Below are 20230 nucleotides of genomic sequence, written 5' to 3'. Positions count from 1 at the left end.
TCGGGTCACCCCCGGTCGGCGCACAGGGCCGCTGGAAGTCGAACGCCACCGGCGTCGGCCCGTGGGCCTGCAGGTGGGCCAGGCGCTGCACCGCGTCGGCCACCGTCGGCAGCGTGCCGGCGGGGATCCACCACAGCGCATAGTGGGCGCGGCCCAGCGCCTCGAACCACGGCTTGCGGTCGCGGATCAGCTCCACGTGGCGGCTGCGGTAGACGTAGTCGTGCAGCACCTTCACCGAGGTCCAGACCGACAGGTTCACGAGCAGGCGATCGTCGTCGAACACGCGCAGCGCGGTCGCGTCGCCGGCCTCGGTCTGCAGCCGCCAGACGAAGCCGGGACTGCCGTCGGCGAGTGCGTTGATCTCGTCGAGCCGGGCGACGAAACCGGCGAGTTGCGGACTGTCCAGCGGCGCCCGCAGCTGGGCGACGTTGACCTGGGCGAGGAGGAAGCGGGTGGGGTCGTTCATGGGCGGCAGCGTAGGTCGACCATGCCGCGCGGTCTTGTACGCGCGTGACATCATCGCGGCCCATGTCGCGCCGGTCGCCCCCGCCCGCCCCTGCCTCGCGCATCCACACGCTCGCGCTGCCCGGCCGGGTCGGCACGGGCGCGGACGCGAGCATGGGCACGAGCACGGCCGACATCTTCATCGCCCGCGAGCCCGATCGCCGCTTCGCGATGCACTGGCACGACGCGTGGAGCGTCGGCACGATCGTGGCCGGCCACTGCGGCTTCGTGTGCGACGGCGCGCGCCTGCTGGCCGAGGCCGGCGACCTGATCGTGATGGCGCCGGGCAGCATGCACGCGGCCGGCGTCAGCCTGCATCGCTTCGGCATGACCATGCTGTACCTGCCGCCGGACTGGGTGGCCTCGGCCTGCGCCTGGCCGGCAGGGCAGCGGCCGGCCCGGGTGCAGGTGGTGCGGCACGATCCGGAGCTCGGCGACGCCCTGTCCCGGGCCGCACTGCTGGCCGATGCCCCGGCGCTGGCCGAAGCCGCCGCCCAGGCGCTGCGCCGCGCGGCCGACGGACCGATGATGGCGCTGCAGCCACCCGAAGCGCGCGACCCCCGTGTCCAGGCCCTGGCCAACGCGCTCGGCGACCCCGATGCCGAGCGGCTGGACATGGCGGCGATGGCTGCACGGCTGCAGGTGTCGCGCGAGCACCTGCAACGCCTGTTCCGCAAGGAGGTCGGCCTGACGCCCGGGGAGTACGCGCGCTGCGCGCGGCTGCACGCGGCCAGGCACCTGCTGCGCGACGGCGCATCGCTGGCCGAGGCGGCCGCGGCCAGCGGCTTCGCGGATCAGGCGCACTTCGCGCGCTGGTTCCGCCGCATCTTCGGCGTCACGCCGACGAATCACGACGGCTGCCGCGCGAACGACGCGGCCAGACGCGTCGCCGCCTGAGTGCGCCTGAGTGCGCCTGAGTGCAGGTCGTCGCGAAAGCCCTCCGGAGCAATCACCGCGCCCGCTGATCGTGGGAATGTGGCTTGCTGCATAGCTCTTGCGCCGCAAGTACACGTCGGCGAGGGCCGCTGCAGGCGGTCAGATTCAGTTCAAGGAGCACAGCATGAACAGACGGACCTCCGGCCTCACGGCCATCACCGCCGCTTGCATCGCATCGTTGGCGATGCTGGGCTGCGCGCAGAAGCGCACCACCGCGGAAGTCGACACCTCGGCGTCGACCACCACCCCCACCACCAGCTCGACCACCTCGACGATGCCGAGCGACACGACGACGGCCAGCAGCAGCACGACCGCGCCGGCGAGCACGACCTACGGCACGACCTCGTCGTCGACGATGCCCTCGACCTCGAGCTCGACCACCGTCGACAGCAGCACGTCGACGGCGCCGAGCACCGCGGCGAGCCCGTCGACCTCGTCGAGCACCTACAGCAGCCCGTCGACCACGTCGAGCACCACGGACACCAGCCCGTCGACGTCGTCGAGCACCTACAGCAGCCCGTCGCCCTCGACGAGCAGCAGCAGCACCGACACGACGACGAGCACCGACAGCTCGATGCCGGCGCCGCGCGCGGACCGCAACTGACGCCGCCCGGGGCCGCGGCGGCGGCTCATCAGGACTGCCAGCCGCCGCCGAGCGCCTTGTACAGCGTGACCTGGTTCGACAGGCGCGTGAAGCGTGCGCCGATCAGCGCCTGCTTGGCTGCCACCATCTCGCGCTGCGCATCCAGCACCTCCAGGTAGCCGTGCGCGCCCTGGCGGAAGCGCACGTCCGACAACCGGTGCGCATCGCTGGTCGCCGCCACCAGCGAGAGCTGCGCATCGAGCTGCTCGCCCAGCGTGCCGCGCTGCGCCAGCACGTCCGCCACCTCGCGGAAGGCGCGCTGGATCGCGCCTTCGTACTCGGCCACCGCGATGTCGCGCTCCGCCTGCGCGGCCTCGAGCCCGGCGCGCCGGCGTCCGCCGTCGAAGATCGGCAGCACGATCTGCGGCACGAAGGTCCACGCGCCCGCGCCGCCCTGGAACAGATCCGACAGCGCACGGCTCGCCAGGCCGCCACCCGCCGTCAAGGTGACGCTCGGGAAGAAGGCCGCGCGCGCCGCCCCGATGTGCGCGTTCGCCGCCTGCAGCCGGTGCTCGGCCTGCAGGATGTCGGGCCGGCGCTGCAGCACGTCGGACGGCAGGCCGGCCGGCAGCATGTCGAGCGTCGCCACCGGCACCAGCGCGTCGGGCATCAGCTCGGGCGCGAGCCGCGTGCCGACCAGCAGCGCCAGCGCGTGTTCGTCCTGCGCCACCTGCGTCGAATAGCGCGCGAGGTCGGCGCGCGCCGCGTCGACCGTGGTCTGCGCGCGGTGCAGGTCAATCTGCGACGCGACGCCGGCATCGACGCGCGCGCGGATCAGGCCGAACGCGCTGCGCTGCGTGTCCAGCGTCTCCTGGGCGAGCAGCAGGCGCTCGCGGTCGGCCGCCAGCGCGAGCCAGGCGTTCGCGACCTCGGCCACCAGGCTGATCTGCGCGCTGCGCCGGGCCTGCTCGGTGGCCAGGTACAGCTGCAGCGACGCGTCGTCCATGCTGCGCACGCGGCCGAAGAAGTCGATCTCGTAACTGGCGATGCCGATGGCCAGGTCGTGGCGGCGGCTCGTCTCGGCGCGGCCGCTGCCGGACAGGCCGGCCGGCGTGCGCTGGACCGTCGAGGTCGCGCCGGCGTTGAGCGTCGGCCAGCGGTCCGCCTGCTGCACGCGGTAGATCGCCCGCGCGCGGTCGATGTTCAACGCGGCCACGCGCAGGTCGCGGTTGTGCGCCAGCGCCTGGCCGATCAGCGTGCGCAGCCGTTCGTCGGTGAAGAACTGCTGCCACGGGCGATCGGCGGCGGCGCTGGCGGCCCGCGCGATCGGCTGCGCACCCAGCGCCGGCCAGGCGCCGGGCACCGGCGCATCGGGACGCCGGTAGTCCGGCGCCAGGCTGGTGCAGCCGGCCATCACCAGGGCAGCGACCAGCAAGGTCAGGGTCTTCATGAGGGATTCCTTTCTCAGGCCGGCAGCGCGACGGCTTCCGGTGCCGCATCGGCGGAGGCGTCGGCATGGCCGCGCCGCTCCTTCGCGATCAACATGTAGAACACCGGCACCACCACCAGCGTGAACACCGTGCCGATGACCATGCCGGACACCAGCACCGTGCCGATGCTGTTGCGAGCCTCGGCGCCCGGGCCGGACACCAGCACCAGCGGCAGGTGGCCGAACACGGTGGCGGCCGAGGTCATCAGCACCGGGCGCAGCCGCGTCAGTGCCGCTTCCTTCAGCGCCGCCAGCTTCTGAAGCCCGCGCTCCTGCAGCGTGTTGGCGAACTCGACGATCAGGATGCCGTTCTTCGCGATCAGCCCGACCAGCGTGATCAGCCCGACCTGCGAGTAGATGTTGATCGTCGTCAGGTCGAGAAAGCTGAAGACCAGCGCACCCGAGATCGCCAGCGGCACCGAGCCCAGCAGCACGATCAGCGGATCGCGGAAGCTCCTGAACTGCGCGGCCAGCACCAGGTAGATCAGCACCAGGCTGAAACCCAGCGTGACCGCCAGCGCCGAGCCTTCGTGGCGGATCTGGCGCGATTCGCCCGCATGGTCCAGCACCACGCGGTTGCCGCCGGCCGTGCGCGCCGCATCCTCCAGCACGCGCAGGCCCTCTTCCTTCGTGACGCCGGGCGCCACGCCGCCGAACACCCGCAGCGCATTGCGCTGCTGGAAGCGGTTCAGCGTGCGCGGTGCGGTGCTGGTCTCGACGCGCGCGAAGGTCGACACCGGCACCAGCGCGCCGCCGGGCGTGCGGATCTTGAGATCCAGCAGCGGCGCGATCGACGCGCGGCCGTCGTCGCCGATCTGCGGGATCACCTTGTAGCTGCGGTCGAACCAGTTGAAGCGGTTGACGTGGTTGCCGCCGAGCAGCGTGCCGAGTTCGCGGCCGACGCTGGCCAGGTCCAGCCCCAGGTCGGCGATGCGCTCGCGGTCGAGCACGACACGCGCTTCGGGCAGGTCCAGCTTCAGGTCGGTGTCGACGTAGAGGAACTTGCCGCTCTTCATGCCCGCTTCGATCACCTGTCCGACGATCGCCAGCTGCTGTTCCAGCGCTTCGTCGCTCTGCAGCACCAGCTCGACGTCGTACTGGCCCGGCGTCGGCAGCGGCGGATCGAGGCGCGGGAAGACGCGCAGCCCCGGCACCTGCGACAGCGCGCCGTAGACCTCGCCGTACATCTGCTCGGTCGAACGATCGCGCTGCGTCCAGTCCTTGACGACGATGCCGCCGAAGCCGCCCCAGTTGGCCGTCAGCGACCAGGTGAACTCGGTTTCCGGGAAGGCGCGCACCGCCTTCACGACATCGAGGTGATCGCGGGTGGTCGCGGCGAGCGACGAGTCCGGCGAGGCCAGGTAGAACAGGCTGATGTGGCGCTGGTCCTCGACCGGCGCCAGCTCCTGGCGCGAGAACACATAAAGCGGATAAGCCGCGGCCGTGACCAGCAGCGCGCCGATGACGATGGCGCCGCGCAGGCCCAGTGCCACGTCCAGCACGCGGGCGTAGGCATTGCGCACGTGGTCGAACTGCTTGTTGACCCAGCGCGTCAGCCGCGTCTGCTTGCCGCCTTCATGCACGAAGTGCGCGCTCATCACCGGCGACAGGGTCACCGCGACGATGCCCGAGACGACGACCGCGGCCGCCAAGGTGATCGCGAACTCGAGGAACAAGGCGCCGGTCAGCCCGCTCTGCACGCCGATCGGCGCATACACCGCGGCCAGCGTGATGGTCATCGCGACGATCGGGCCGAACAGCTCGCGGGCGCCGGTCAGCGCGGCGTCGAGCCGGGTCTTGCCCTCGCGCACATGGCGCTCGATGTTCTCGACGACGACGATCGCATCGTCGACCACGAGGCCCACCGACAGCACGATCGCCAGGATCGTCAGCAGGTTGAGGCTGAAGCCGAAGGCGAACATCACCGCGCCGGCGCCGATCAGCGACACCGGCATCGCCACCAGCGGCACGAGCGCGGTGCGCGCCGAGCCGAGGAACAGGAACACCACCAGCGCGACGATGCCCACCGTCTCGGCCAGCGTCTTGCTGATCTCCTTCAGCGCATCGCGCATGAACATCGTGCCGTCCCAGACCAGGCGCATCTGGATGTCCTTCGGCAGGCTCGGTGCGATCTCGGCCATCTTGGCGCGCAGGCCATCGGCGACATCGAGCTCGTTGGCACCGGGCACCGGCCAGATGCCGAGGTAGACGGCTTCCTGCGCGTTGTACTTCGCGGCGAGCTGCGCTTCTTCGGCGCCGAGCTCGACGCGCGCGACGTCAGCCAGGCGCACGACCGCGCCGCGCCGCTCGGCGACGATCAGCTGCTTGAACTCGTCGACCGAACGCAGGTCGGTGTTCGCGAGCACGTTGACCTGCACCTGGTCGTTGCGTGTCTGGCCGACGGCGGCCAGGTAGTTGTTGCGCTGCAGGGCGGCCTGCACGTCGCCCGGAGTCAGGTTCAGCGCGGCGAGGCGATCGGGGTCGATCCACACGCGCATCGCGAGGTTGCGGCCGCCCTCGTTGTTGGTGACGCGCTGCACGCCGGCGATCGTCGCCAGCCGCGGCTGCACGTTGCGCAACAGGTAGTCGGTGATCGCCGAGACGGTGCGCTCTTCCGAGCTGAAGCTCAGGTAGAAGGTGCCGTAGGGGCGGTCGGCGCGTTGCACTTCCACGGCGGGTGGCTCGGCGTCGCCGGGCAGCTCGGAGCGCACCTGCTGCAGCCGCGCTGTCACCTCGGCCAGCGCGGCGGTCGAGCTGTGGTTCAGCTTCAGCCGCACCGTGACCGTGCTGACGCCGGCGCGGCTGCTCGACTCGACATGGTCGACGCCGCCGATCGCCGACACCGCGCGTTCGATCGGCGTCGTCAGGAAGCCGCGCACGGTCTCGGCGCCGGCGCCGGTGTAGACGGTGGTGATGACGATCGACGAGCTCTCGAGGTTCGGATACTGCTGCACCGGCAGCGTCGACAGCGCGCGCCAGCCGACCAGCGCGATCACCAGGTTCACCACCACGGCGAGCACGGGGTGGCGGATGAAGAGATCGGTGATGGATTTCATCGTCGACTCCCGATCAGCCGCCGGTGGCCGCGGTGGCGCGCGCCGACGTGGCCGTGGCCGTGTTCTTGCTGACCGCCACCAGCGCCGCGTCGCGCAGCTTGAACGAGCCCGACGTCGCCACCTGCTCGCCGGCCTTCAGGCCCTTGACGATCAGCACCTCGTCGCCGAGCGCGGTGCCGACCTGCACGCTGCGCAGTTGTGCGCGCAGCTTGTTGTCGGGCGCCGACGCGAGCACGAAGACGTGGTCGCCGGCCGGACCCTTGCGCACCGCGGTCGCAGGGATGGCGACCGCCGGCGTGGTGCTGCCGACGCCGACGCTGACGCGCACGGATGAACCCGGCGCCAGCGTGGCCACGTCGCCGGCCGCGTCCTTCGGCAGTTGGAGACGGGCGCGCACAGTGCTGTTGCGGGTGGCCGGATCGACGCGGGCGTCGACCGCCGCGACCTTGGCCGCCAGCGCCGCGGCATGGCCGTCGGCGCCCGTGAAGACATCGATCCGGTCGCCCGCCTTCAGCGCCGCGGCCACCGCCTGCGGCACCGCGAAATCGACATGCAGCGCGTCATCGACGCTCTGCAGCGTGGTGATCGCCGTGCCTTCGTTGAGGTACTGGCCCGGGTGCACGTCGGCCAAGCCGATGCGCGCGCGGAAGGGCACGCGGATGGTCTTGCGGGCGATCACTGCCTGCGTGCGCGCGATCTGCGCCGCGGCGACGTCGCGCTCGGCGCGCGCCCTGTCGACCTCGATCTCCGAGGTGGCGTTGTGCTCGCGCAGGCGCTCCTGCCGCTGCAGGATGGTATTGGCCAGCGCCAGCTGCGCCTGCTGCGCCTGCAGGTCCGCCTGCTCGACCGACACGTCCAGCGCCACCAGCACGGTGCCGGCCTCGACGATCGCGCCCGGCTGCAGATTGGCCTGACGCACGGTGCCCGCCAGCTCGTTGCGCAGCGTCACCGAGCGCAGCGCGAGCACGGTGCCGATCGCGGTGGTCGCGGTGCGGTGTTCGCGCGCGGCCGCGGTGGCGGCGGTGACGCTTTCCGCCGGTTCCGGGTAGCCCGCGGCCGCCGCCTGCGAAGCTTCCATCGCGTTGAGTTTCCAGGCGGCCAGCGCGCCGCCGATGCCTGTCAGGGCCGTGAGCAGCACGGCCGACTTGATGACGCCATTCACGGGTTGTTCCTTGTTGTTGGGAGGGATGGGACGGAACAATACCGTCCAGCCGGTCGGTCGTCAACCGACCAGACGGTCTGTTTTTAGCGATTCGATGAAGACTGCTGACAGAAGCTGTCAGCAGACAAGAAAAAGCGCCGCGCTGGAAGGCGCGGCGCTGGCACGGTGTCAGCAGTGGGCAGCAGGTCCGGCAGCAGGTCCGCCGGCGACCGACCCGCTCACATCGGACGTCAGCCGATGCGGGTGATCTTCGTGCCCTCGACCGAGAGGTTGGCCATCAGGCCCATGTTGGTCAGCGCGAAGGCCACCACCGGCGCACGCGCGGAGTTGACGTCGATCTCGCCGTTGGCACCGATCTTCAGCAGCGCCACCGACGCGTCGGCGCCGACCGACCAGCCCTTGCTGTCCTGGAAGCGGCGCAGCGCGTCGTCGCTCATGAACAGGAAGATCAGCGCCTTCGACTGCGCACCGGCCTGCAGGCCGACCGACAGGCTGGTCGTGCGGTAGTAGCCCGCGTGCTTGCCGTTGGCGCGCAGCTCACCGTTGCCGATCTCGCCGCCGACCATCAGGCCGGCCGACATCGCGCGCGGGAAGATCAGCACGCCGGCGGCGTCCTTCACCAGCTCGCGGCTGCTCGGCGCCGTGGCGTACAGGCGGCGCAGCGTGTCGCTGTAGCCCTCGGCGAGGTCACGCCGCTGTTCGGCAGACAGCGGTGCCAGCCCGACCGCTGCACTCGGCGTCGAAGCCGTCGTCACATTGGCCGTCGTCGTGCAACCGGCCGCCAGCGCACCCAGCGCGACGGCGACGGCAGTCAGCCCAGTCTTTGCATTCATCACAAGCTCCTTGGGTGGGGGCTTGCAACGCGGCAATCGTGATTCCCGAGTGCGGCACCGCATCGCCTCTCGCGCGGCGGTCCTACATGCGCGTGCGGCAGCGGCCTACGCGGGCACGGCGCGTCAGCGACTCTTCCGTGCGCCGCTGTGGCGCATCAGCGACGCCGGGCGGCCGGTGCCTTCTTCGCGGGCGCGGTCTTGCGGGACGCCGCCGTCGCCTTCGCGCGGGCTGCCGGCGCCTTCGCCGACGCCCCAGGCGACGCCTTCGCGCGGCCGGCAGGTGCGGCCTTCGCATCCTCGAGGATCTTCTCCAGCGCGGTGCGTACGCGCACGATCATGGCCTGGTCGACCGGCACCAGGCCGAGCACCCAGTACAGCCACAGCCCGTCGACCGCGGCGACGACGACATCGCCGATGCCTTCGGGCAGGCCGTCCTCGGCGACGCGGCGGTGCAACTCGGCATAAGCCTCGCGCATCGGCCCCAGCAGTTCGGGCTTGTGCGCCAGCGCCGAGAAGGTTGCCGCCGAGCCGCGCTGGCAACTGGCGCACCATTCGTCCATGTCGCGCAGGTTGGCGGCCAGCAGCCCGCGCGCCATGCGGCCCGGACCATCGGGCACCTGGTCGAAGGCCTCGGCGTTGTGCTGGCGGATGTTGCCCGCGGTGCGCTTGACCAGCGACTCGACCAGCCGGTCCTTGCTCGGGAAGTGGTGCAGCAGCCCGCCCTTGCTGACCTTGGCTTCTGCCGCGACCGCGTCCAGCGTCAGGCTGGCGATGCCGTCGCGCACGATCACCGCCTCGGCGGCATCGAGCAGCACGTCGACGCGCGAGGCGCCGGCTTCGGGACTGGCCGGTGCGACGAGCGGGCCGGCGAAGGTGGTCGGTGCGGACATGGTCGGCAGACTAACCGTCCAGCCGGTCGGTTGTCAACCGAGGCCTGCCCTCTGTTCGCGGCGATCTGCGCACGATGGGGACGGGGCGCATGCTGGCACCGAGCACGCCAAGGCCACTGGGTGCCCGGCTCCGCTCATGTCCCCCGGGCCGTGCGCCGCTGATACGCCTCAGGCTGAATCTCGGCCGGCCCTTCTCCTTGACTTCGCTACGCCGGGCACCCAGCGCCCTTGGCTCACGCGACACCGTGGCGTGCGATCCCTTGCCAGGGCGGTGCGATCAGGACGGCGGGGCGCTCTGTGGAGCGAAGTCAAGGAGGAGGGCCGGCCGGAATTCCGCCTTTGCGTCACAGCGCAGCCCGGCCCGGGGGACATGAGCGGAACAGAGCGCCCCGCCGGCCTGATCTTGCGCAGACCTTCGCACGCGACGACGAACATCCGCAACGAGCCGCCAGCCGTCACGAGCAACGCGCCCTGCCGAAATCAACTCGCCGGCTCCGACAGCTCGATCAGGTTGAGGTCCGGATCGCGCACATAAACCGAGCGGATGCGGCCGGTCGCACCGGTGCGCAGCACCGGGCCTTCGACGATGCGCACGTTGGCGGCGACCAGGCGATCGATCACCTGCTGCAGCGGCACGGCGGCGATGAAGCACAGGTCCAGCGCACCGGGCACCGGCGTGTGGGCCTTGGGGTCGAACTCGCGGCCCTTGACGTGCAGGTTGATCTTCTGCGCGCCGAAGACGAAGGCGCGGCGCTCCACCGGCGGCGTGCCGCCGACGAAGGTCTCGAGCTTCATGCCGAGCACCTCGGTGTAGAAGCGGATGCAGTCGGCCTCGTGCGCGGTGGTCAGCACGAGGTGGTCGAGGTGATCGATCATCGGCGGTCTTCCGGTGGACGTGAACGCGCGAGCGTACGCCGCGCCTGCAGCACGACCGGCAGGTCGACCATGCGGCCGTCGAGTTGCACCGCGGCGCCGCCCGACGCCGCGTCGGCGGCCAGCACGCGTTCGGCCCAGGCCCGTTCGTCGGCACTCGGTGCCAGCGCGTCGTGCACGACCGCCACCTGACGCGGGTGGATGCACAGCTTGGCGCCGAAGCCGAAGCGCAGCGCGCGCTGCGTGTCGGCGCGCAACCGCGCATCGTCGTCGAAGGCGGCGGTGACGCCGTCGATCGCCGGCGCCAGCTGCTGCAGCCGCGTGTGCATCGCCACCGCGAAACGCAACGGCACCAGCTCGCGCTCGTCGTCGCTGCACAGCAGGCCGGTGTCGGCGACGAAGTCGATGTGGCCGATCACGAGGCGCAGCACGCCGGGCGTCGACGCGATCACCGGCAGCGCGTCCCAGCCGGCAGCGCTCTCGATCAGCGGCAGCAGTGGCACGCCGGGCGCGGCCTGCACGACGGCCTGCAAGGCGTCGACGCCATCGGCTTTCGGCACCATCACGGCATCGGGCGCGGGCTGCAGACGGGCGAGCCAGGCGAGGTCGGCGATGCCGGCCTCGCTGGCCGGCGCGCTGATGCGCACGACCAGCGGCAGCCCCGCCCTGCGAACCTCCTGCCACGCGGCGGCGATCGCCTCGCGCGCCGCGACCTTGGCATCGGCGGGCACCGCATCCTCCAGGTCCAGCACCACCGCATCGGCGCCACTGGCCAGCGCCTTCATGAAGCGCTCGGGCCGGTTGCCCGGCACGAACAGCAGCGTGCGCGCGCGCGCGAGCGGCGCGTCGAGGTCAGGCGTCGTCGTCATCGTCGGCCCCGGTGGCGATGGTCAGTCGGCGAACTGGCCCGCGGCCTTGATCACCGGTGCGTAGCGCTGCGTTTCCGCCTGCAGCCAGGTCTGCAGGCCGGCCGGCGTCAGCTTGTCGTCGGAGACCGTGATCGCGCCCAGCTCGGCGAGCTTCGGCCCGACGGCCGGGTCCTTCAGGGCGGCCTTGATCGCCGCACCGAACTTGTCGAGCGCCTCCTTCGGCGTGCCCTTGGGCGCGTAGATGCCGTGCCAGACGACGACCTGGAAGCCGGGCAGGCCCTGCTCGGCCAAGGTCGGCGCATCGGGCAGCGTCTTCAGCCGCTGCAGCGTCGTCACGCCGTACAGCTTCACCGAGCCGGCCTTGATGTGCTGCGTTGTCTGCGTGGTCTGGTCGCACAGCAGGTCGACCTGGCCGGCCAGCAGCGCGTTCATCGCCGGGCCGGTGCCCTGGTAGGGCACGGTCGTCAGCTCGACGCCGATGGCCTGGCGGAACAGCATGCCGCACAGGTGCGAGACGGCACCGAGGCCGGCATGGGCAAGGTTCACCTTGGCCGCGTTGGCCTTGAGGTAGGCCAGCAGTTCCTTGAAGTCCTTCGCCGGCAGGTCCTTGCGGCCCAGCAGGGTCATCGGCACGTCGACGACCTGCGTGACGTACTCGAAGTCGGTCAGCGGGTTGTAGGTCAGCTTGCGGTACAGCGATGGCGCGGTGCCCATGCCGTTGTGGTGGATCAGGAAGGTGTAGCCGTCCGGCGCCGCGCGCGCCACGGCGCCCGCGGCGATGGTGCCGCCGGCACCGGTCTTGTTCTCGATCACCACCGTCTGCTTCAGCGACGTCGTCATCGCGCCGCCGAGCAGACGCGCGACGACATCCGTCGGGCCGCCGGCCGCAAAGGGCACGACCAGCGTGATCGGCTTGCTGGGCCAGCCCTGCGCGCCGGCCAGCGTCGTGAACAGCGCGGCGCCGAGCGCGGTCAATGTGCGCAGCGGGGAACGGTGGAACGGCATGCGATGTCTCCTTTGTCGTCGTCGTGGAATCTCAGAGGGCGCCGTCGCGACGCATCGCGGCGATGCGCTCGACGCTGAAGCCGAGCTCGCCGAGGATCGCGTCGGTGTGCTGCCCCAGGCCGGGCACCGCGTCCATCCGCGGCGTGTAGGCGTCGTTGCGGCCCGGCGGCAGCAGCGCGGGAATCGCGCCGCGGGGCGTGGCCACCTCGGTCCAGCGCTGGCGCGCCTGCAGCTGTGGGTGCTGCCAGACGTCGTGCATGTCGTTGACGCGGGCGTTGGCGATCTGCGCCTCGTCCAGGCGCTGCATCACCTGCTCGGCGGTCAAGGCGCCGAAGGCCTCGATGATGAGGGCGCGCAAGGCATCGCGGTTGGCCGCGCGCTTCGAGTTGGCCGAGAAGCGCTCGTCGCTCTCCAGCGCCGGCTGCTTCAGCACCTGGCGGCAGAACACCCCCCATTCGCGCTCGTTCTGCAGGCCCAGCATCACGGTACGGCCATCACCGGCCGGAAACGGCCCGTAGGGATAGATCGTCGCGTGCGCGGCACCGGCGCGCGACGGCGGCGTCGCGCCATCGAACGCGTAGTACAGCGGGTAGTTCATCCACTCGACCATGCTCTCGAGCATCGAGACGTCGATGCGTGAGCCCTTCCCCGTCTTCCCGCGCTGCAGCAGGGCGGCCAGGATGCTGGAGTAGGCGTACATGCCGGCCGAGATGTCGGCGATCGAGCAGCCGGCCTTGGCCGGTTCGTCCGGCGTGCCGGTGACCGACAGGAAACCCGACTCGCTCTGGATCAGCAGGTCGTAGGCCTTCTTGTCGCGGTAGGGGCCGGGTTGTGTCGGGTCATCGCCATAACCCGAGATGTCGCAGACGATCAGCCGCGGATGTTTCTCGTGCAGTGCCTCGAACGACAGCCCGAGCCGCGCCGCGGCGCCGGGCGCGAGGTTCTGCACCAGCACGTCGGCACTTTCGAGCAGCTTCGCGAGCACGGCCTGCGCGTCGGGATGCTTGACGTCCAGCGTCACGCTCTCCTTCGAACGGTTGGTCCACACGAAGTGCGAGGCCAGGCCCTTGACACGCTCATCGTAGGCGCGCGCGAAGTCACCGCTGCCGGGGCGCTCGACCTTGATCACCCGCGCGCCCAGGTCGGCGAGCTGGCGGGTGCAGAACGGCGCGGCGATCGCGTGTTCCAGCGTGACGACGGTGATGCCATCCAAAGGACGCGTCATGTCAATGGCTCCATCTTGTGTTGAGCGCCCTGTGACGCATCCAACGGGCAACGGCCGTTGCGTGCTTCGGTCTGCAATAGATCAGGCCGGCGGGGCGCTCTGTTCCGCTCATGTCCCCCGGGCCGGGCTGCGCTGTGACGCCCCGGGTGGCGCTCGGCCGGCCCTCCTCCTTGACTTCGCTCCACAGAGCGCCCCGCCGTCCTGATCCGCACCGCCCTGGCAGGGGAGCGCATGCCACGGTGTCGCCACAGCCAAGGGCGCTGGGTGCCCGGCGTAGCGAAGTCAAGGAGGAGGGCCGGCCGGTATCCAGCCTGGGACGTATCAGCGGCGCACGGCCCGGGGGACATGAGCGGAGCCGGGCACCCAGTGGCCTTGGCGCGCTCGGTGCCGGCATGCACAGTCCCCGCGTGCGCCCTGCCGGCCTGATCTTGTGCGGTGTGGGCATGCAGCGCAGAACCGCGACCGTCCGCAACGGGCCGATCACCGTCGTCGAGCCTGCAGATCGCACGTCAGAAGCTCCGCGGCAGTCCGAGGACGTGCTCGGCGACGTACGCGTAGATCAGGTTCGTCGAGATCGGCGCCACCTGGTACAGCCGGGTCTCGCGGAACTTGCGCTCGATGTCGTACTCGTTCGCGAAGCCGAAGCCGCCGTGCGTCTGCATGCAGACATTGGCCGCCTCCCACGAGGCCTTGGCCGCGAGGTACTTGGCCATGTTGGCCTGCGCACCGCAGGCTTCGTGGGCATCGAAGCGGCGCGCCGCCTCGAAGCGCATCAGGTTCGCGGCCTCGACCTCGATGAAGGCATCGGCGATCGGGAACTGCACGCCCTGGTTCTGGCCGATCGGCCGGTCGAAGACGATGCGCTCGTTCGCGTACTTGCGCGCGCGCTCGATGAACCAGTAGCCGTCGCCGATGCACTCGGCGGCGATCAGCGTGCGCTCGGCGTTGAGCCCGTCGAGGATGTACTTGAAGCCCTGGCCCTCGACGCCGATCAGGTTCTCCTCGGGGATCTCGAGCTTGTCGAAGAACAGCTCGTTGGTCTCGTGGTTCACCAGGTTCGGGATCGGGCGCACCGTCAGTCCGTTGCCGATCGCGTCGTGCAGGTCGACGATGAAGATGGACATGCCCTCGGACTTCTTCTTCACCTCGGCCAGCGGCGTCGTGCGCGCCAGCAGGATCATCAGGTCCGAGTGCTGCACGCGCGAGATCCACACCTTCTGGCCGTTGACGACGTAGCGGTCACCCCGCTTCACCGCGGTGGTCTTGATCTTGGTGGTGTCGGTGCCGGTGGTCGGCTCGGTCACCGCCATCGACTGGATGCGCAGCTCGCCGGCGGCGATGCGCGGCAGGTACTTGTCCTTCTGCGCCGGGCTGCCGTTGCGCAGCAAGGTGCCCATGTTGTACATCTGGCCATGCACCGCGCCGGCATTGCCGCCGGAGCGGTTGATCTCCTCCATGATCACCGTCGCGGCAGTCAGGCCGAGGCCGGTGCCACCATATTCCTCGGGGATCATCGCGGCCAGCCAGCCGGCCTTCATCAGCGCATCGACGAATTCCTCGGGATAGGCGCGCTTCTCGTCGACGCGCCGGAAGTACTCGTCCGGAAACTGCCGGCACAGCTGGCGCACCGCGTCGCGGATTTCCTGGTGCTCGTCGGGTTCGTTGAACATGGTGTCGGTGTCCTCTTTCAGGCGAGCGTCGCGCTCGCTTCCATGGCCAGGTGGCCTTCGGGCGTGCGGGCCCACAGCTTGACGGCGTGCTCGCCATCCAGCCGGCCGCAGACCTCGAAGGGCGCGATGTCGAACAGCGGCTTCATCGCCCGGAACTGGAAGCCGGTGACGCGGCGCGCCGGCAGCTCGCGGCGCAGCAGGTCCAGCAGCAGCGTGGCGATCAGCGGGCCGTGCACGATCAGGCCGGGGTAGCCCTCGACCTCGGTGACGTACTTGCGGTCGTAGTGGATGCGGTGGCCGTTGAAGGTCAGCGCGGAATAGCGGAACAGCAGCACGTCGTCGGGCACGATGTGGCGGGTCCAGGCGGCATCGGTTGGTGCGGGCGTGCCCGCAGGCGCCGGTTCGCCGGGCTGCGACATCCCGCGGTAGACGATGTCATGGCGCTCGTCGATCACCAGCACGCCGTCGGCGCTCACCTCGTGCTGCACCTTGACGAAGACCAGCGGCCCGGTGCGGCCGTCCTTCAACGCCACGTCCTCGATGCGCGAGCGCCGGGTGATCGACTGCCCCACCTTCAGCGGCGCGGCGAACTGGATGCGGCTGCCGGCCCACATGCGGCGCGGCAGCGGCACCGGTGGCAGAAAGCCGCCGCGCTGCGGGTGACCGTCGGGCCCGATGCTCGATTGCCGGTGCAGCGGCAGGAAGTACAGCCAGTGCCAGCACGGCGGAATCGCCTCGCCGGGACCGGGGGCATCGTCGCGGTCCAGGGTCGCGCTCAAGGCGCGCACCGGCACCGGCGTCACGACGTCGTCCGACACGTCGGTGCGGCCGATCCAGCTGCGCAGGTGGTCGATGTCGAGGCTCATGCAGGCTCCTGGGATCGGCCGATTCTGGGCAGTCCCGGGCTATCCGTAAAATACTTATTCGACCTACACGATAGACACCGGACGTATAGCCACCGACCCCCCATGGAACTGCGGCAACTGCGCTATTTCGCCGGCGTCGCCGAGGCCGGCAGCCTGCTGAAGGCCTCGACGCGCCTGCATGTCGCGCAGCCGGCGCTCGGTGCGCAGATCGCCGGGCTGGAGCACGAAGTCGGCGCGAAGCTCTTCGAACGCTCCAGCCGCGGCATGGCGCTGACCGAGGCCGGCAAGATCTTCCTGGAACATGCCAAGGTGGTGCTCGCCGACGTCGAGCGCGCGCGGCTCGCGGTGCGCGAATCCACCGCCGTGCCGTCCGGCGAGGTCGTGGTCGGACTGCCCACCACCGTGGCGCTGGCGGCCACGGTGCCGATCCTGCAGGCCTGCCACGAACACGTGCCGCAGGTGCGGCTGAAGGTGGTCGAGGCCTACAGCGGCTTCCTGCGCGAGTGGCTGCATTCGGGCCGGCTCGACTTCGCGCTGCTGTTCGGCGGCGCGCCGGAACCGGGGCTCGCGACCCAACCCCTGCTCGAGGAGCAACTGGCCTTCGTCGCGGGCCCGCAGCCGCGCCGGCTGCCCCGGCGGGTGTCGCTGGCCGCCGTCGCGCGGCACCCGCTGATCCTGCCGGGCCGCGAGCACGGGCTGCGCCGCATCATCGACGAAGCCTGCGCCGCGCACGGCCTCGTGCTGAACGTCGTCACCGAGGTCGAATCGCTGACCAGCGTGAAGCGCGCGGTCGAGCAGGGGCTGGGCAGCACCATCCTGTCGCTCGGCTCGGTGAAGCCCGAGGTCGCCGCCGGGCAGTTGCGTGCGGCGGTCATCGCCAGCGAGGGCATGTCGCGGCGCGTCGTCTGCGCGACCAACCTGACGCGCCCGCTGACCGCCGCCAGCGCGGCCGTCATCACGCTGGTGACCGGCGTGCTGCGCGAGATGGTTCAGCGCGGCGACTGGCCGGCGCGCTGGATCGGCGAGGCGGCCGCGGCACCGGCCGCGTCCAGGGGCATCGGCTCCGGCCGTGCGATGCCGTAACCCTGCGCATAGTCCACGCCCAGCGTGCGCAGCAGCGCGAGGATGCGCTCGTCCTCGACGAACTCGGCCACCGTGCTCAGGCGCAGCCGGTGGCCCAGCGTATTGATGGCCTCGACCATCGCGAGGTCGGCGGTGTCGTCGGCGATGTCGCGCACGAAGCGGCCGTCGATCTTCAGGTAGTCGACCGGCAGCTTCTGCAGGTAGGCGAAGGAGGACATGCCGGCGCCGAAGTCGTCCAGCGCGAACTGGCAGCCGCGCTCGCGCAGCGCGCCCATCATCGTGATGGCGACGTCGAGGTTGGCGACCGCCGCGGTCTCGGTGACCTCGAAGCACAGGCGCCGCGGCGCGATGCCGTGGCGTTGAATCGCCTCGAGGATGAAGGGCAGCATCGCCGGATCGTTCAGCGAGGCGCCGGAAAGGTTGATCGCGTAGTGCGCGTCGTCGCCGCCGGCGCGCATCGCCGCCAGCGCGCGGTCGACGACCCACTGGTCGATCGAGGCCATCAGCCCGTAGCGCTCGGCCGCCGGAACGAAGGCCATCGGCGGCACCAGTTCGCCGGCCTCGTCGCGCAGCCGCAGCAGCAGCTCGTAGCGCGGCGGCTCGCGGCCGTCGCTGGCCACCGGCGCGATGCGCTGCCGGTACAGCACGAAGCGGTCCTGCGCCAGCGCCGACTGCAGCCGCGCGACCCAGTTCATCTCGCCGGCCCGGCGCACCAGGTCGGCATCGTCGGGGTGCCAGAGGTGCACGCGGTTGCGACCGCGCTCCTTCGCGACGTAGCAGGCCGAGTCGGCGCAGCGCAGCAGCTCGTGGCGGTCGAGCTGGCCCGCCGCGAACGGCACCGCGCCGATGCTCACGCCGATGCGGAACGCGCGCTCCTGCCAGACGAACTGGAAGTCGCGCACGCGCGCGCGCAGCGCCTCGGCGATGCGCATCGCCGCCTCGGCATCGCAACCGGCCAGCACGACGGCGAACTCGTCGCCGCCGATGCGCGCCAGCAGGTCGCTCGCGCGCAGCGCGCCGCGCAGCACGGTGGCCAGCCGGCGCAGCAGCTCGTCGCCGGCGGCATGGCCGCTGGTGTCGTTGACCAGCTTGAACTGGTCGAGGTCCATGAACAGCAGCGTGTGCTGCGCACCGGCGCCGCTCTCGGCCAGCAGCGCGTCCAGGCGCTGTTCCAGCGCCGTGCGGTTGGCCAGCCCGGTCAGCGCGTCATGCATCGCCTGGTGGCTCATCTGCTCGGCCATGCCCACCAGCCGGCGCTGCGCTTCCTTGCGCTCGCTGATGTCGCGCAGCACCGCCACCAGCACGCGGCCGTCGGCGGTGGTGGTCTCGGTGACGCGCAGCTCGAGCGGAAACTCGCGGCCCGGCCCGCGCAGGCCCACCAGTTCGACCGTGCCGTGGCCGACGATGCGCGAGATGCCCGGCAGCAGCTTGTCGGCGCTGTGCGCGTCGCGGTAGCGCATCGGCATCAGCGAGGTGATCGACGTACCGACGATCTGCCCGGCGGGCCGGTCGAAGATCGCGCAGGCGGCGGCGTTGCAGCTCAGCACGGTGCCGCGCTCGTCCATCGACAGGATGCCGTCGCCGACGTTGTCGACCACCGCGCTGACGCGCGCTTCCTGCTCGGCCACATGGCGCAGCGTATCGCCCAGGCTGCGCACCATCGGCCTGAGGTGCCAGCGCAGCGCGTAGACGCCGACGGCCACCAGCACCAGCAGCCACGGCAGCGCGGCAACCAGCGCGCGCCGCACCGGCTGGAACAGCTCGGCGGCGTCCTGCTTCAGCACCACGCCGAGCCCCGGCGCCAGCGGCGCGTGTGCGGCCAGCACATGCTGGCCACGGTAGTCGCGCATGCGCACCACGCCGCGCTGGCCGGCCAGCGCGCGCGACACCGGCAGCGCGCGTCCGTCCTGCGTGTGGCTGTCGATCGTGAACGGCTGCGCGCGTGCCGGCCCGGGGAAACATTCGTTGCGGGCGATCGCGGCGCGGCACAGCAGCACCTCGCCGGTGCTGCCGTAGCCGCGGGTGTCGAAGAAGTCCTCGTCGAAGCGGCCGAGGTCCGTCTCGAGCAGCAGCGTGCCGAGCGGCACGTCGCTGTCGACCAGCGGCACGTGCAGGCGCAGCAGCAGTTGCTCGCGCCAGACCAGCTCGGCCGGCAGCGCGGAGCGCAGCGGCGCGGCGAAGGCGGCCGAGCCGGCGAGCCGCCCCGCACTGCCCAGCAGCCGGCCATCGGCATCGTCGATGCGCACGCCGGTGTACCCGGTGGCCACCAGCCGGCGCAGCGCGCGGTCCAGCGCGTCGACGGCCGGGCGCGTCGGCGGCGCGGCCGCGTGCAGCGCCACCAGCCGCAGCAGCTCCGGTTCGCGCGCCGTGGCCTCGGCGCGCTGCAGCGCCGTGCGCAGCATCGTGTCGAACAGCGCGATGCGGCTGTCCAGCGCGGCCTGCACGCCGCTCTCGAGCATCGCGGCGAGCGTGCGCTGCTGCGACGCGATGCCGGCGAGGCCCGCGCTCATCGCCGCCAGCGCCACCAGCGCGCCGCCGGCCAGCAGGATCTGGCGCTCGCTGTCGCGCGCATCGGGATCGGCGCGCTGCGCATGCACCGACCACTCGAGGCCGCAGCACAGCGCGACGACGACGAAGCCCGCAGCCGTCGGCAACGACATGCGCACCACCGCGAAATCGGGGTCGAGCAGGTGCAGGTCGAGCCCATGGCCGACGATGCCGGCCAGGCCCACTCCGAGCAGCCCGAAGATCAGCGCCAGCACCGCCCGCCGCGCCGCCGCACCGGCCTGCGGGCGGTTCAGCAGCACGATCAGCGCGGCCAGCGCGAAGCCCAGCGCCTGGTTCAGTCCGAGCCGGCCCGGATGCGGATCGCCGTCGCCGAGCCAGGCATGCAGCGCCGGCAGGTCGATGCCCAGCGACGGCCCGCCCAGCAGCGGCGTGGCGCCGGCCACCGCGATCGCCAGGACCGCCAGCGCACCGCCGCGCCGGGTGCGCCCGCGTGCGTCGGCCAGCAGCGCGATGCCCAGCAGCGCGAAGCCGAGGGCGGCGGCCATCACGATCGGCACGACGCCCTCCTGCAGCCGCACCAGGATCGGCACGTGCATCAACCAGCCGGCGCTCGCCAGCAGGCCCAGCGCCAGCAGCGCCAGGGCACCCAGGCGCTGCAGGCACCACGAGCGCGCGGCA

The 20230-nt window shown here is 71.3% G+C and carries 16 protein-coding genes and 1 pseudogene; 2 read left to right on the top strand and 15 right to left on the bottom strand.

The annotated features are described in order from the left end of the window. Positions 1-22: 22 nt before the first annotated feature. Positions 23-466, bottom strand: a pseudogene (locus tag P1K89_RS14695) (DUF3291 domain-containing protein); the annotation flags it as partial. 152 nt (positions 467-618) lie between these two features. On the opposite strand from P1K89_RS14695, the gene P1K89_RS14690 reads away from it, so the two are divergent. Beyond that, positions 619-1401 carry a helix-turn-helix transcriptional regulator gene (locus P1K89_RS14690; RefSeq protein WP_284617186.1) on the top strand — a complete coding sequence of 261 codons (783 nt, stop codon included), beginning with the start codon at positions 619-621 and terminating at the stop codon, positions 1399-1401. Between the two features lie 144 nt (positions 1402-1545). On the opposite strand, the gene P1K89_RS14685 is transcribed toward P1K89_RS14690, so the two are convergent. The 13 genes from P1K89_RS14685 to P1K89_RS14625 form a co-directional block, all read right to left on the bottom strand. Continuing rightward, positions 1546-1749: a hypothetical protein gene (locus P1K89_RS14685; protein WP_284617185.1), complete on the bottom strand. Its 204-nt coding sequence runs from the start codon at positions 1747-1749 to the stop codon at positions 1546-1548. 198 nt (positions 1750-1947) lie between these two features. Continuing rightward, a complete protein-coding gene (locus P1K89_RS14680) occupies positions 1948-2073 on the bottom strand; it encodes a hypothetical protein (protein WP_284617184.1) in 126 nt (41 codons plus the stop codon). Next, on the bottom strand, positions 2073-3473 hold the full coding sequence (locus tag P1K89_RS14675; protein WP_284617183.1) for an efflux transporter outer membrane subunit: 1401 nt from the start codon (positions 3471-3473) through the stop codon (positions 2073-2075). The genes P1K89_RS14680 and P1K89_RS14675 overlap by 1 nt, the downstream gene beginning before the upstream one ends. Positions 3474-3487: 14 nt before the next feature. Beyond that, a complete protein-coding gene (locus tag P1K89_RS14670) occupies positions 3488-6568 on the bottom strand; it encodes an efflux RND transporter permease subunit (RefSeq protein WP_284617182.1) in 3081 nt (1026 codons plus the stop codon). A gap of 13 nt (positions 6569-6581) precedes the next feature. Beyond that, entirely contained in the window at positions 6582-7730 is a 1149-nt protein-coding gene (locus P1K89_RS14665; RefSeq protein WP_284617181.1) for an efflux RND transporter periplasmic adaptor subunit, read from the bottom strand. 230 nt (positions 7731-7960) lie between these two features. Then, positions 7961-8563 carry a BPSL1445 family SYLF domain-containing lipoprotein gene (locus tag P1K89_RS14660; protein WP_284617180.1) on the bottom strand — a complete coding sequence of 201 codons (603 nt, stop codon included), beginning with the start codon at positions 8561-8563 and terminating at the stop codon, positions 7961-7963. A gap of 155 nt (positions 8564-8718) precedes the next feature. Beyond that, on the bottom strand, positions 8719-9453 hold the full coding sequence (locus P1K89_RS14655; RefSeq protein ID WP_284617179.1) for a TetR/AcrR family transcriptional regulator: 735 nt from the start codon (positions 9451-9453) through the stop codon (positions 8719-8721). Positions 9454-9933: 480 nt separating this feature from the next. Continuing rightward, a complete protein-coding gene (locus P1K89_RS14650; RefSeq protein WP_284617178.1) occupies positions 9934-10329 on the bottom strand; it encodes a VOC family protein in 396 nt (131 codons plus the stop codon). Continuing rightward, on the bottom strand, positions 10326-11195 hold the full coding sequence (locus P1K89_RS14645) for an HpcH/HpaI aldolase/citrate lyase family protein (RefSeq protein ID WP_284617177.1): 870 nt from the start codon (positions 11193-11195) through the stop codon (positions 10326-10328). The genes P1K89_RS14650 and P1K89_RS14645 overlap by 4 nt, the downstream gene beginning before the upstream one ends. A 21-nt stretch (positions 11196-11216) precedes the next feature. Continuing rightward, a complete protein-coding gene (locus P1K89_RS14640; protein WP_284617176.1) occupies positions 11217-12200 on the bottom strand; it encodes a tripartite tricarboxylate transporter substrate-binding protein in 984 nt (327 codons plus the stop codon). 31 nt (positions 12201-12231) lie between these two features. Next, entirely contained in the window at positions 12232-13425 is a 1194-nt protein-coding gene (locus tag P1K89_RS14635; protein ID WP_284617175.1) for a CaiB/BaiF CoA transferase family protein, read from the bottom strand. A 509-nt stretch (positions 13426-13934) separates the two neighbouring features. Further along, entirely contained in the window at positions 13935-15095 is a 1161-nt protein-coding gene (locus P1K89_RS14630) for an acyl-CoA dehydrogenase family protein (protein ID WP_284617174.1), read from the bottom strand. A 17-nt stretch (positions 15096-15112) separates the two neighbouring features. Continuing rightward, positions 15113-15961 (bottom strand): HTD2 family dehydratase, encoded by an 849-nt coding sequence (locus tag P1K89_RS14625; RefSeq protein WP_284617173.1) that lies wholly within the window; start codon positions 15959-15961, stop codon positions 15113-15115. A 102-nt stretch (positions 15962-16063) separates the two neighbouring features. Between P1K89_RS14625 and P1K89_RS14620 the strand changes: the two genes are divergently transcribed. Beyond that, complete coding sequence (locus tag P1K89_RS14620) at positions 16064-17044, top strand: LysR substrate-binding domain-containing protein (RefSeq protein WP_284617172.1); 981 nt, start codon at positions 16064-16066, stop codon at positions 17042-17044. On the opposite strand, the gene P1K89_RS14615 is transcribed toward P1K89_RS14620, so the two are convergent. Continuing rightward, positions 16951-20148 (bottom strand): EAL domain-containing protein, encoded by a 3198-nt coding sequence (locus tag P1K89_RS14615; RefSeq protein WP_284617171.1) that lies wholly within the window; start codon positions 20146-20148, stop codon positions 16951-16953. The two genes, P1K89_RS14620 and P1K89_RS14615, sit on opposite strands and share 94 nt — an antisense overlap. Positions 20149-20230 lie beyond the last annotated feature (82 nt).

Source organism: Aquabacterium humicola, from assembly GCF_030167915.1.
In the GTDB taxonomy this organism is placed as follows: Bacteria; Pseudomonadota; Gammaproteobacteria; order Burkholderiales; family Burkholderiaceae_C; genus Pseudaquabacterium; species Pseudaquabacterium humicola.
This window is presented reverse-complemented; position numbering and strand designations above follow the sequence as displayed.

Bases quoted from the DNA above. Each gene is read 5' to 3' on its own strand.
- P1K89_RS14620 (WP_284617172.1), top strand. From the start codon at position 16,064: ATGGAACTGCGGCAACTGCGCTATTTCGCCGGCGTCGCCGAGGCCGGC.
- P1K89_RS14675 (WP_284617183.1), bottom strand. From the start codon at position 3,473: ATGAAGACCCTGACCTTGCTGGTCGCTGCCCTGGTGATGGCCGGCTGC.
- P1K89_RS14690 (WP_284617186.1), top strand. From the start codon at position 619: ATGGGCACGAGCACGGCCGACATCTTCATCGCCCGCGAGCCCGATCGC.
- P1K89_RS14630 (WP_284617174.1), bottom strand. From the start codon at position 15,095: ATGTTCAACGAACCCGACGAGCACCAGGAAATCCGCGACGCGGTGCGC.
- P1K89_RS14680 (WP_284617184.1), bottom strand. From the start codon at position 2,073: ATGAGCCGCCGCCGCGGCCCCGGGCGGCGTCAGTTGCGGTCCGCGCGC.
- P1K89_RS14660 (WP_284617180.1), bottom strand. From the start codon at position 8,563: ATGAATGCAAAGACTGGGCTGACTGCCGTCGCCGTCGCGCTGGGTGCG.
- P1K89_RS14650 (WP_284617178.1), bottom strand. From the start codon at position 10,329: ATGATCGATCACCTCGACCACCTCGTGCTGACCACCGCGCACGAGGCC.
- P1K89_RS14625 (WP_284617173.1), bottom strand. From the start codon at position 15,961: ATGAGCCTCGACATCGACCACCTGCGCAGCTGGATCGGCCGCACCGAC.
- P1K89_RS14615 (WP_284617171.1), bottom strand. From the start codon at position 20,148: ATGCACGTGCCGATCCTGGTGCGGCTGCAGGAGGGCGTCGTGCCGATC.
- P1K89_RS14640 (WP_284617176.1), bottom strand. From the start codon at position 12,200: ATGCCGTTCCACCGTTCCCCGCTGCGCACATTGACCGCGCTCGGCGCC.
- P1K89_RS14645 (WP_284617177.1), bottom strand. From the start codon at position 11,195: ATGACGACGACGCCTGACCTCGACGCGCCGCTCGCGCGCGCGCGCACG.
- P1K89_RS14655 (WP_284617179.1), bottom strand. From the start codon at position 9,453: ATGTCCGCACCGACCACCTTCGCCGGCCCGCTCGTCGCACCGGCCAGT.
- P1K89_RS14635 (WP_284617175.1), bottom strand. From the start codon at position 13,425: ATGACGCGTCCTTTGGATGGCATCACCGTCGTCACGCTGGAACACGCG.
- P1K89_RS14670 (WP_284617182.1), bottom strand. From the start codon at position 6,568: ATGAAATCCATCACCGATCTCTTCATCCGCCACCCCGTGCTCGCCGTG.